Origin of the sequence: Arsenicibacter rosenii, assembly GCF_001870735.1 — a bacterium.
Taxonomy (GTDB): Bacteria; Bacteroidota; Bacteroidia; order Cytophagales; family Spirosomataceae; genus Arsenicibacter; species Arsenicibacter rosenii.
The window spans coordinates 276219-289156 of record NZ_MORL01000004.1 but is presented as its reverse complement, the minus strand read 5'-3'; the positions used below and the strand labels follow the sequence as shown (position 1 = coordinate 289156).

Sequence of the window (12938 nt, the reverse complement as noted above, 5' to 3'; positions counted from 1 at the left end):
AGACAAGGCATGCCTTGTCTCTACACGTTTCTTGTATTACGGGCACCGGTTTCCGCTGACCACCACGGTTTGGGACACCGTATTGGTTCCGCAGCTGTTCGAATACAGGGCGGTCAGGGTGTAGGTACCAGGCTCCTTAATGCCGGTTGCCGAAACCGGCTGCGAAGCGCCGCCGTCCCGGTATACATTGCTGAACACATACCCGTTGGGCCCCGAAAAAACAAACCCGTTGCCGGTTGCCTGCCCGCTGAGCGAATAGGGGCAGCCGCCGGTGCTGGCCTGCAGGCTGGCAATAGCCGCCGGTGGTGGAAAAACATTGCTGCTGAAAGTGGCCGTCCCGTTTGCGGTTGCGGTGCAGCTGTTAACCGTACAGGTAGCCGAAACACTGCCGGCCGTGGCCTTAACAAACCGATCAGCGATAGACCCATCTTCCCAACGCACTGTTCCGCCGGCCGGACAGCCACTGGCTACCAGCGTAGCGGCTTGACCCTGACAAACGGTTACGCTGGCAACCGTAAAACCGGTAGGCACCGGATTAATCGTAACCGTTGTGCTGGCCAGCTCGGTGATGGTGCCGTCGGTCGCTCTGACGGTATAAGTAGCGGTGGTTGGGACCGAAACCGTACCTGCTGTAGCCGTGAGTGACGAAGTTGTGAAGGTAGCAGAAGAAGAGCCCGGTAGTGAGCTGCTTAGGGTAAAGCTGGTTGGGCTGAAACCACCTCCTGTGGCCGTAAACGAGAGTGGGCTATTCGCACAGGTTGACGTGATCGATGCGGCTACCGTCAGGTCTGAGCTGGTTAATACTAAACCGCTATGCCCGACGATATACCCCGTTTGGGAATCGGTGAAGAAAATTCGTCTGAGTACATTGGTTGTCCCCGATGTTTGCGATACCCATGTGGTGCCCCCGTTGGTCGTTTTCAGCAGTACACCATTGCTGCCGGCAATCCAGCCGGTTGTTGCGTCAACGAAAAACGTACTGTTAAGATTAGGCACAACATTTGATGTCTGAGCCGTCCAGGTTGTACCGCCATCGGTGGTTTTCCGGATAACACCGCCTGCGCCAACAACCCACCCGGTCGAGGCACTGGTGAAATACATGCTGTTGAGGGTCTGGGTTGTATTAGACGTCTGCGTGGTCCAGTTAGTACCGCCGTCCGTTGTTTTACGGATCAATCCGGCCTGACCGATAAACCAGCCTGTATTAGCATCTGCAAAATAGATGTTGGTCAGCCCATTGCCCGTTCCCGATGATAGTGTATTCCAGGTCGTCCCTCCGTCGGTTGTTTTGCGGAGTATGCCCGAGGCTCCCGACATCCAGCCGGTCGATGCATTCAGGAAATAAACCCAGTAGATATCATTCGTGGTATTTGCGTTCTGGGCAACCCAGTTAGCGCCGCCGTCGGTTGTTTTGTAAACAATTCCACCCTGCCCGGCAGCCCATCCTGTTGACGCGTCAATGAAGTACACACTATTAAAGATATTAACAGTATTGACCGTTTGTGCTGTCCATGTTCTGCCCGCGTTGGTTGTTTTCCGGATAACACCGTTTACGCCAACTCCCCAGCCTGTCGTTCCATTAACAAAGAACATACTGTTGATGTCGTAGGCTGAGCCATAGGTCTGTACGTTCCAGTGTTGTGCCGACAGAGGGACGCTTAATAGCATAACCATTGCACAAGCGTGTAGGTACTGGATAAGTTGAGATTTAGCTACCATAGCGGTAGCGTCGGGAACGTTTTTTTTCTTAATAAGCGGATAAAAGAAGTGCAGTAATCCTGGATGCATTGGGATGGGAAGTTTAATTTTTTGATTAAAGCTAACCAAGGGCTTATTGGCTGTCAGAAAATTGTATACGACCAACTGCCTTTGGTATGTGAGTAGCAGGAACTGGTATGTGGAGGAAATTAAATTTTGCAAATAAGTACCGATATGAATGATTGCGTTTACCGTTTACGTGTATCTTAGCAACGCCATGCAGGATGTGGAAAGCGGAAGCGGAATATGGCCTGAAAAACTGAGTGAGCCGCCGTAAAACTATGACATCCGTTTACCCCCGACTTGAACCTCCGGTCGTAAAAGCTGGTTGCCGTCCGCTGCTGATACGATTTATCATTTATCTTCTTGTCGTATTACCCTGGCTGGCAACAGCTCAGACCCGGCCGATTATTATAACTGATCAGTACTATACCGGAACGCTCGAAGGCTCTGCTGAGGTGCTTCAATCAACAGTTACCAGTACAGAGATCCCCAACTTTCAGAACGCATTTAAACCGTTCCATGCAACGTCATTAGCTATTGGGAACAGTGAAAAGATTGTTTACTGGTTACGCTTTTCCGTTCGTAATGAATCACATGAGCACCTTTATGGAATGCTTACGCACGGGGGGTATTCGAAAGCTGACCTCTACGAATGGGACGGGAAAAAAACTAAGCTGCTCAGCAGGGGAGGGATGGATGTATCCGTGAAGGATCTTTACATTCCGCATACATCGGCTTTAATGCCACTGGCACTGGCGCCTCATCAGCAAAAAGTATACTTACTGCGGATCGAACGAGTCTGGATAAAGCAAAGCCCGTTACGGATTTACACGGAGACCGGCCTGTTGCGGGCCACTCAGTTGCAGGATATATCGGAGAGTATTTTTATCGGATACTTGCTGGGTATTTGCCTGTTCATTCTGTCTGCCTGGTGGTTGAGTAAAGAAACAGCCTATTTATTGTTGTTTCTGCATATTGTCATGCAGTTAGTGCAACACATAGTTGGTGCAGGACTGATAACAGGTTATTTTAATTTACCCGCCTGGCTTTCCGGCAGTACATTATTTACAATATTGTTGGGTGTAGTAGGAATTACATCCTGTCTGTTTCAACGCCATTTTCTACAGGTCAACCGGTATGGAAACCGGTTAATACACTATGGCTATTACGTGCATGGATTCGGGTATCTTTTAATCAGTATTATAGCCCTGTTCGATACTAAATTAGTCCTGGATCTGAATAGCGCATTCAGCGGAATGTGCTACTTTTTTGTGCTTTATTCCGACTTTTATGTAGCCCGGAGAGGATATAAACCGGCAAAATACCTGCTGGTTTCACAGATATGGCCGGTCATTTTCCTGCCCATTGCTCTTTTGCCTACCGAGGGCTACCTGACAGTTGATATTCAGCTCATGCTGAACATCTTTGTCATGCTGTCGCTCACCGGTTATGCCTTTACCGTCGGTTATAAAGTGCGGCTGTTTAAAGACGAGGCCGAAGCAATGATTCTGGAACAAAACCAGAAACTCGAAGGCATCGTCGCTGATCGGACAAAGGAGTTAACGCAGGAACGGGACCGCGCCGATGTGCAGTCGGAACGGTTGCGGCTGGCCCTTCGCGAGCTGAATCACCGTGTCCGGAATAACCTGGCCGTGGTGTCGAGCCTGCTTAAATTACAGAGCAACAACATTGATCCCGACAAGACAAAACAGGTGTTTGCCGAGAGCCGGCAGCGGGTAGATGCCATGGCCCTGATTCATCAGCAACTGTACCAATCAGAAGAACTGACCACCATTGACGTACCGGTCTTTATCACCAACCTGGTACAGGTGCTGTCGGACGCGTATGGCTATACGCCGGCCACACTGCGGGTACAGCTTAGTCTGGAAACGGTCATTCTGCCCGTCGAAAAGGCGGTACCGTTGAGCCTGCTGCTGAACGAGGTGCTGACCAATGCCTTCAAGTACGGACTTTCCCGCGCCTCGCAGCCGACGCTCAGCATTGCGCTACAGGCGGGCGGGGAAGCGATCCGGCTTGACATTACCGACAATGGTCCGGGCATTGATCTCAGCATCTGGCAAACCAAAATCAACTCCTTTGGCCGCCGCCTGGTCGACGGCCTGACCCGGCAGCTGAAAGGCGAATACACCATTGAAAATCAGTCCGGAACAACGTTCCGGTTTACCTTACCCATACACCAGGACTTACTTGTACTTGAATGACAACCTCTGCTATTAAGATTTTATTGATTGAAGACGAATTTATTCTGGGAATGGATATTGCCGACACGCTTACTGCCGAAGGTTACAGGGTAGTTGGCGTGGCAGAAGATTATACCACTGCCCTGGAGTTGTTTCAAGCCCATACCCCTGATCTCGTACTTTGTGATGTGCAGATTCAGGGACCATACGATGGCATCGGTGTGATCCGGAGACTGAGTGCGATCCGTTCATTTCCGGTTATTTATCTCACGGCGTTTACAGATACCGTTACCTTTAACAATGCGAAGGAAACCCGGCCGGCGGCGTATCTGGTAAAACCGTATCAGCTATCGACGCTCAGGACATCTATCGAACTGGCTCTGCATCGGTTTACCGAAGAAACTATTGAGGCCGGCACTCCGGACGAGGAAGTGCCTGAACATGAGGTTACGCTTGGCCGTGACAGTATCCTCCGGATCGATGAGGTTATTTTTATCAAGAAAGACGGCCGGTTCATCAAAATACAACTGACCGACATCATCTGCATTATTGCGGAAGGAAATTATGTGATGATCAAACTGGCAACGACGCGTTATCTGCTGCGCTTGTCGCTGGGAATGTTTCTGGAGAAAGTGAACTACAGCCGGCTCGTGCGCACACACCGGTCTTACGCGGTGAATGTGACAAAAGTCGATAACTTCACGGAGAGTGAAGTCATGATTCTGGACCAGACCTACCCGATCAGCCGGCAGTACCGCGATGACTTTCTGCGTAGTTTCATGATCCGGTAAACAGGCGGAATAAGGCCGCCAACAGTGCGTAAATTCACTTAGAGCGGGCAATAGCGTAGTTTTCCGGTCATACATTTATCCGATTGATTGCGGTTTGTTGCCGGAGTAGCTTTGTCAGGGTTTGTAAACGCTCTGTCTATGCGCTACGTTTTACAGCATGCTTTCATGGTGGTTTTGTTAATGATGGCGGTTCATCCGCGGTTATTGGCTCAGGCAAGACCGGATTCGACGGGGAAGGCGGCCAGAAAGCCCTCGCCCGTCAGGCTGTCGGGGGGACTGAATGCTTACGCCGGTCTCTACATGGCCAGCGGGATCGAGGGCCGCAACCAGCCATCGCCCTTCGGTATCAGCGGCAACGTGACGGTGACCCTGCCGGGCGGCATTGCGCTGCCGTTTTCGGCTGTGCTGGGCAATCAGGGTACCAGTTTCCGGCAGCCGTTTAACCAGTTTGGGGTATCACCGACGTACAAATGGGCTACCGTACATGCGGGCTACCGGAACGTAAATTTTTCGCCGTTTACACTGGCCGGTCATACGTTTCTGGGAGGAGGCGTCGAACTCAATCCCGGCAAACTGCGGCTGGGGGCCGTGTATGGCCGGTTCAATAAAGCCATTGCGTCTACCCTCGCCGAACCCGATGTCATTCCGTCCTACAAACGGACGGGCTACGCCGTAAAAGTCGGGTATGGCACTGCCGGCAATTATGTCGATCTGGTCATGCTGCGGGCCGCCGACGATTCAGCGTCCATTCAGTCTGTTGCCCCAACGGCAGCACAAACGGTTAAGCCGGCCGAAAATCTGGTGGTGGGTGCTACCTCGCGGTTGCTCATTCTGAAACACATTACCGTCGAACTGGATGCCGCCGTCAGCGCTTATACGCGGGATGTGCGGGCCAGCGAGGTCTCGGCCGAGGGCAAATCGCCGCTCGTCCGGTTTTTCGGGCAACTGTTTACGCCACGACTGTCCACCCAACTGACGCAGGCGACGCAGGCTGCTCTTGGCTACAAAGGCAAAAACGCGGGTATCAAGCTGCAATACAAGCGCATCGACCCGAATTTTCAGACAATGGGGGCCTATTACTTTCAGTCCGATATTGAGAGCTATGCCGTTGCCCCGAACCTGTCGGTGCTGGAAGGAAAACTCCGGCTATCGGGCAGTTACGGAATTCAGTTTGATAACCTCGGCAACAATAAAAATGCCCGCACCGGCCGGAAAATCGGCTCACTGGTGGTGAGCTATAATCCTGGTACCAAATTCGGGCTTGACCTCCAGCTGACCAACTATGGCATCAGCCAGCAGGCGGGCATCCGGCCCTTGATCGACACACTGAAACTGGCCCAGAATAACCTGGCCGCCACGACTAATCTACGCTATACCCTCCAGAAAGAAGACGTGATGCAGGTCTTCACCCTGACCACAACCTATCAGAAATTAAGCGATCTGAACGCCAGCACGGCCGGTCAGACCGAAAACACGAATATCAATTTAAATCTGGGCTATTTTTATCAGCAGACAGTGACAGGGTGGGGTGTTAATGGCATGGTGTCATACACCGAAACACAGTTGCCGGTGGCCGTGGGGACCGAAAACCGTCTGGTCCGGTTTTTCGGCCCCACCATCGGCGCTACCCAGTCGTTTCTGAAAAATAAACTGACGACCTCGCTCAACGGCAGCTACCTGGTCAATCAGCAGTCGGGGATTACGGGTAAAGTCATTAATGCATCGGCCAACGCCGGCTACCAGATCGCGAAGCGGCAGACCGTTAGCCTGTCACTGCTGTATCTGAACTCAAATACTGGTATTGCTTCACAAACCTTTAATGAATTCCGTGGGAACCTTGGTTATGGCATTACGTTCTAACGTCCGCTCCGCCCGCTGTTCGGGATTTACAATCCCGAACCATCTGAAAGCGGATTTGCAATCCGCCTGCCAACACCTTCTGTTGGCCCTTGGTTGTCTCCTGTTCCTGACTGGAAACCATGCTTTTGCGCAAACCTTTCCGCTTCAGATTCAGGTCAGTGTGGTGCCGCCCTACAGCGCCTATCTGCAGGATTATGCCGGTGCGGGGCAGCAGGTCCGCATCGTGATTATCAACACCAGCCAGACAACCTATCAGGTCCGGCTGACCGGTCAGCTGACGGGCGACAACGGCGTCGAGATCCGGACATCGGCCAACTACCGGCCGTTGCGGCCGCTGACGGTGCCGCCCGGCCAGAAGCTCCTGACCCGCGCCGACCTGGAGGGGCTTTTCGACCTGAACCAGATTGAGGTGGCGGGGATCGACAAGGCACGTTTGGCGCAGGGGCTGCCGTTGCCGGATGGGTTTTACCAGCTCTGCGTCCGTGCGTATAATGAGGGCCGTTCGGCAACGGGTGCTACGTTGTTTGGCCAGCCTCTGTCGGCAGAATTCCCGATTGGCTGCTCGGCCCCGATCCAGGTGCGGGCTGTTGAACCGCCGATTCTGGTGGCCCCGCTCTGCGATGCAGAAGTAATGCCGGTCAATCCGCAGTCGCTGGTGTTTACCTGGACGCCGCCGGTGGGCGTATCGCCCGCGCAGGTTGAGTACACGCTGCGCGTTGTGGAACTGCCACAGATAAACATAGACCCGAATGTATTTATTGATGCCGTAGCCCTGCCGAAGTCGGGAGTAGAAGTGCGTAATCTCCGCACCAGTACGTTTCTGTACGGCCCGACGCAGCCACCGCTGATCCCTGGCAAGCGGTATGCCTGGCGCGTACAGGCCATCGACCGCAGCAAAAAGCTGAATTTTCTGAACGACGGCAAAAGTCCGGTCTGTGTGTTTACGTACGGGAGCGGGCCATTAGGCAATCTGAAACCAGGCATGGAGGTTGCCCAGACACCGATTATCCCGATACCGGGCCTGGGCGGAACGAATACCCCACCGGACGGTAAGACAGCTGTGGCCTACAAATCAAATCCGATTGATGCTACCTGTTCCTGTAAATACACTGTCTCTGATAAAACGGTAAATAACAAACCGGCACTGGAAGCTGGCAAGGCCACAGTGGCAGGCTTTCCGGTAACGTTTCTGAAGACAGCAGATGGTGTCAGGGAAGTCAACGGAGTATTGACCGGCAATGCAACGATACCTATGCCGCTGGTCAATAATGCCTATTTCAAGTTGCGGGTAGAGCTGGTCAATGTGCAGTGTAATGCCACAGGAGAGGTGATCAGCGGGTATATCCAGGCTATTCGCAGCGGGGATTTCCCCGGTATTTTACCTAAAGCCAGTAAACCAGCGCTCGAACCACCTAAAATGCCGGAGATCAGTACCGCCAATGCGGACAGTGTCGGGAGTCAGATTCAGAAGCTAAGCGATCAGATGAAGGCCTTTCCGGGGCATATGCTGTCGCAGGCAGGAGAGGTTGCCAAAAGTGTCGGGATGGAAGTACCTTTCGGCATTGATAAAAAGATAGGGCCCGTCAGCTCAAATATTGCCATTACCGATGTGTATTTTACGCCGGAAGATGCCTGGCTGAATGCCACCACCTTTATTGAGTCGCCGGGCCTGAGTTCGCAGTTTAACGGCATTCCGCTGGCGGCCTATCACCTGTGTATTAAGCCGGACGGTACATGCGGAGACAAAATTCTGTACCTCGCCAAAGACATGGTGGCGTCGAGCCTGCTGACGCTGAAAGGCGGAGCGGTAGGCCTTAAAGCACTGCAAAGTAAAGTCACCCATGTTATTTTTGACCAAAGCGGGTTTAAAAGTCTGCATGTCGCAGCCGGTATCAATACTCCGGGGCTGCTTCGGAAAGTAGATGACCAGCCGCTTGAGTTACTGACTACATTTGATCTGCCTGCGCCAGAATTCAAGAACTGGACAGCCGAAGTACAAACGGAAGAAGACTTCTACGTAACGGGTTTGTCGGATTTCGTCTTATCCATGAAGGATAAAGATGGTAAGATTCAGCCTGCTATTTATGATCATGATGATGCAAAGAATCCGGGAACGATGCCCGCCGGTTATGAGCCTGGTAATGACCCGACATGGCATGGTTTATTCTTGCCGGATCTATCAGTGAGTTTACCCTTTATGAAGTCACTCAATAACGGTAACGATGTTCCGGTTGGGGTTCAGAACATGATTTACGATGCCAATGGCTTTACCGGTATTGCTTATTCAGGATCGTCACAAAAGCCATTGATTGCCTTGGAGGATGGAAGCCTGGGCGGTTGGTATTGCTCGACAGATCAGCTATCGATGACGTTTGTGCAAAGCAGTTTTGTGGGTGGCGGATTAAACGGACAGGTCGTGTTGCCGATTTTTACCCATAAAAAAGAAGACAATGCCGGTACTCCGTCGGTGTGGCCATGGACGTGTACATACACAAAAGCCGATAAGTCGCTTCAGTTTGTCGTGTCTCCGAAAGAAGAAGCCAGTGTAGATATCTGGATGGCGCAACTGACCATTCAGAAAGAGGGTAAAAACCTGAAAACGCTGAAGAACGGAAAACCGAATACTACCGCAATCACAGCCACCTATGACGGAGCGGGCTTTAATGCCAAAGCTGTGCTTAACATGACCCTCAGCCTGAATACGGGTGTAATCGTGGCACCTGGTATGAGCGTAGAAGGGTTGACGGTTCAGACAAGCCCGCCCCCGGGCGAAGATTACTTCGACCCGGGCATGTTTACGGCCGGACTGAATTCACCGCAGCGGTATATTGCCGGAGACAGCCCCGACAATGGATTGCCGCTTGAGTTGAAAAGTGTCAACGTAGCCAAGGCCGCATCAAAAAAGTCAGGAGAATATGATATTAATCTGGTTGGCGGTCTGAACCTCACCAAAATATCGTCACTGAAGGCAGGTGCTACGGGCTTTGTACGGTTTTGGGTAGGTAATAACAGCAAAGGGCGACCTGACTGGAAATACGTCGATACCGGTATTACGAGTGCGTCGGTGAACGGAGCTGTCGGGCCTATGACCGTAGCCGGGCAGCTGGAATTATTCGGGTTCAACGGACAGGAAGATAAAACATATGGTAAAGGGGTAAAAGCTGCCCTGGAGGTATCGGTATTGGGCGCGAGTTTTGGCGCAGGGGCTAAATTAGCCGGCTATTTTGGCTCCAAAACCGATGCACAGGGCCAATTCCGGTACTGGCAGGTCGGTGGGTATGCCGAATTACCCGGCGTGGGTGTGCCCATCGCTCCGGCGATTAACCTCCGGAAATTCGGGGGCGGGGGCTTTAATAACATGGTGTTGTCGCTTGATACGACCAGCAAAGGGGAACCCAACGGTAATGTAAATTTTAAACCGCAACGGGGAGGCTGCGGCTTTCAGGCCGCTGTGGGTATCACTACGGCTGATGGGACTGCCGTAGGCCTGACCGGGCGGCTAACGGTTGGTTTTACCGGCTGTGACGGCGATTTGAATCTGAACAATGTCACGATAGATGCCAATGCGCAATTGTTAGTGGCCGACAAACCATTGGCGGAAGGGCGCGGACTCTTCTCGGTTGATTTTGTGGATAATAGCCCAACCCTCATTACGGGAGTTGCTTCGTTAAAGGCGGATTATAGCTTATCCGGTATATTCAGTGCAAAAGGTGAGGGAACATTCGGCTTACACATTGACCTGACGAATCCTGAGAATTTCTACGTCTATCTGGGATTGCCCAAAGGCGAAGATGAACGCGTAAAATTAAGTTTAGGTATGCCATCTATCAACGCGAACCTCACGTTTGCTTCTTATTTCTTCTTAGGAAAAGCGCAGCTGGCAGGCATCAGTAAACTACCGCCCGATCCATATAAGGTAGATCCGGCGTTGTTAAAGCAATTAGGGTATGTAGGCGGTTCGGCTGTTCCGGACGATGCACTGGCCTTTGGTGCAGGACTGGCGTTTGACTATAATAATACCTTTGGCCCGTTCTACATTGATTTTTCGGCCCGGGTTGGGTATGATCTTGTTCTGCGGAATGGCCTTACCTGTGCCGGTGATCCGTCGGCCCCGGCTAATTCGCCGGCGGCTGCCGGCAACAACAATCCGGGCATTAACGGGTGGTATGCCAATGGTCAGCTCTATGCGAGTCTGGACCTGGCCCTGGGAATTGAGGTTGATTTATGGTTTTACTCCGGTAAACTGGAAGCACTGCGGGTGACGGCCGCCGCTTTGCTCGAAGGCGGTATGGTCAATCCGGTTTGGTTGCATGGGAGTGCTTTGTTAAAATACAGAGTATTGGGTGGCCGGATTAAAGGGCAGGTTAATGCTGAGTTCTGGTATCGGAAGGAATACCGTTGTGTGGTAGCCGTGCAGCAACCTAATCCGTTTGCCAGTATGCCGATTATTTCGATGGTGTTGCCGACGGGAAAAGACCCGATTAATACGATCTCACCGCTTTTTGCCAGTTTCAATTATCCCATCCGGACGCTGATTGAGGTGAATGATGTGGATGATAAAGGAAATGTGCTGGATACCTACCGGACTTTCCGCCTCGACTTTAAACCTGGCCAGCAGTTTAAGCTGACGCCTGAAAATGGCGCCATAAACAGCCAGTATGCCAAATGCGCCAACATCGAAACCGGACGGTTAGTGCTTGATCAAACCGCCGGTAATGATTTTGAAGAGTCAAATTATAATGCCACCTACTACCGGGATGCAGCCATGATGCCAAATACGAGCTATTCGTTAACGGTTGGTATTCAGGTATATATTAAGTCGTCGAACTGCGTTAATACGCCCGTTAAAAACTGCGGCGCGATCAACGGTGGCTGGGCGGAATACCTGTTTGCCGGCAAAGGAAAAGATGGTAAGCTGGGTACGCCGCAGAGTATCAACGAAACACAGACGGTACAGTTTACCACAGGTGACTGCAACGGCACACTTACCCGGGAAGGTGAAAAACCAACAGTTAGCTATTCATTTCCCTTTGAAGGGCAACGGTATTTTACGGTAGGAGATGCCTCGATGGGATTTGTCGAAATGACGGCGGTTAATTGCTGTAATCAGTCAATCAAAAGTGATGACAAATTCGATTTGAGTGTACGCTTTGTACCGTTTGCCAGTTTTACGGGCACGCCGTTTAATACCGACAATGCGCTGATGGCCACTAATGTGAAATACGATGACATCCGGTTGTCGTATACGATCCCTTCCGGTCTGAAAAAACAAACCCTGTACCGGCTGGATGTTGTCCGGATTCCGAATGAGAAGTATGTGCAGGAGCAAATGGCCGAGCTTGAAAAACAAAAGAATCTGGCTATGATCTATAAAGTGGCTGCGGCAATGGCGGCCACTACGCAGCAAACCATGGTTTATGGTGGCTTTGCGCCGTTAACTACCGATAACAGTTCACCAAATAAAGCCCTTTATACGGTTGGGAATGCATCGACGGGTATCGCTGATAAGGTGAACGGTGTATCGGTTAACAATGCTGCAAAACCCGGCCAATATCAGGTAGCTTCGTCTGGTGGCCAGACCCAGCCGGCTGCAAACAATGCAGGTCTTCTGTCCTCGGCTAAGCCGGGTGCCGGTTTAGGCGCACAGGCGGGAGCAATCAATGGTCTGGCTACCCAATATGTGTCAGACTACCTGGATGTGCAGCAATTGGGTAAGGGTAAGTTGGGAACAACGCTGGCAACGGGCATCACCTCATCGACCGTGACCGATAAGAGCAAGGTGAAGCTGACCCCTGAACAGCAGGCGGCGGAAATCAAAAAGAAATTTGAGCAGATACTCTATAGCTATCCGTTCCAGACCAGTAAATACAACACCCTGGCTGAAAAACTGGAGGACACCAAAATAGTAAGTGGAGAGGTGAAAAATCTGGTAGGCAATAGCTCCGTCTTTGATGGCTATTTGGTCGTACCGATGCAGGGGAAAGAAGGCTTTGATACCTATGAACTCGAGTGGGACAACCTGAGCATGGGCAAAGTTCGTCCACCGTTGGTGCTCTTCCGGCCCGACGATATAGGCAATGCCTGGTTCAAGGAGTTCGTCAAGCCAACGGTTGATTTTATCAATAATCTGGCAACGGCTACGAAAAGTAACGGGCAGAAACTATTCACCAACAAAGGGGCCGGTAGCCAGCAGTACGGACTTGAAAAGGTTGATTACGATGAATTAATGCGGTCGGTCATGTCATTCAATTTCCTGTTCGAAGCGGCTGAGCCACCCATTAGCAAAAACGAACTACTGCTTCTGAATCCGAAAAAATAACACGCA

5 protein-coding genes are annotated in these 12938 nt (G+C 51.6%); 4 read left to right on the top strand and 1 reads right to left on the bottom strand.

Translation table 11 applies throughout. The annotated features are described in order from the left end of the window. Positions 1-36 precede the first annotated feature (36 nt). Complete coding sequence (locus BLX24_RS10185) at positions 37-1674, bottom strand: YCF48-related protein (RefSeq protein ID WP_071503018.1); 1638 nt, start codon at positions 1672-1674, stop codon at positions 37-39. 365 nt (positions 1675-2039) lie between these two features. Between BLX24_RS10185 and BLX24_RS10180 the strand changes: the two genes are divergently transcribed. The 4 genes from BLX24_RS10180 to BLX24_RS10165 all read left to right on the top strand — a co-directional run bounded on the left by BLX24_RS10180 (position 2040) and on the right by BLX24_RS10165 (position 12932). Then, the gene (locus BLX24_RS10180) at positions 2040-3983 is read left to right on the top strand and encodes a histidine kinase dimerization/phosphoacceptor domain -containing protein (RefSeq protein ID WP_071503017.1); all 1944 of its coding nucleotides are present in this window, start codon (positions 2040-2042) and stop codon (positions 3981-3983) included. Further along, positions 3980-4753, top strand: a complete 774-nt coding sequence (locus BLX24_RS10175; protein ID WP_071503016.1) for a LytR/AlgR family response regulator transcription factor — start codon at positions 3980-3982, stop codon at positions 4751-4753. Before BLX24_RS10180 ends, BLX24_RS10175 begins: the two co-directional genes overlap by 4 nt. A 138-nt stretch (positions 4754-4891) precedes the next feature. Then, positions 4892-6613, top strand: coding sequence for a hypothetical protein (locus tag BLX24_RS10170; RefSeq protein ID WP_229201752.1), 1722 nt, complete (start codon positions 4892-4894; stop codon positions 6611-6613). Then, a complete protein-coding gene (locus BLX24_RS10165; RefSeq protein WP_071503015.1) occupies positions 6597-12932 on the top strand; it encodes a hypothetical protein in 6336 nt (2111 codons plus the stop codon). The genes BLX24_RS10170 and BLX24_RS10165 overlap by 17 nt, the downstream gene beginning before the upstream one ends. Positions 12933-12938 lie beyond the last annotated feature (6 nt).

Coding starts and splice junctions, on each gene's coding strand:
- BLX24_RS10180 (WP_071503017.1), top strand. CDS start 2,040: ATGACATCCGTTTACCCCCGACTTGAACCTCCGGTCGTAAAAGCTGGT.
- BLX24_RS10185 (WP_071503018.1), bottom strand. CDS start 1,674: ATGGTTATGCTATTAAGCGTCCCTCTGTCGGCACAACACTGGAACGTA.
- BLX24_RS10175 (WP_071503016.1), top strand. CDS start 3,980: ATGACAACCTCTGCTATTAAGATTTTATTGATTGAAGACGAATTTATT.
- BLX24_RS10165 (WP_071503015.1), top strand. CDS start 6,597: ATGGCATTACGTTCTAACGTCCGCTCCGCCCGCTGTTCGGGATTTACA.
- BLX24_RS10170 (WP_229201752.1), top strand. CDS start 4,892: ATGCGCTACGTTTTACAGCATGCTTTCATGGTGGTTTTGTTAATGATG.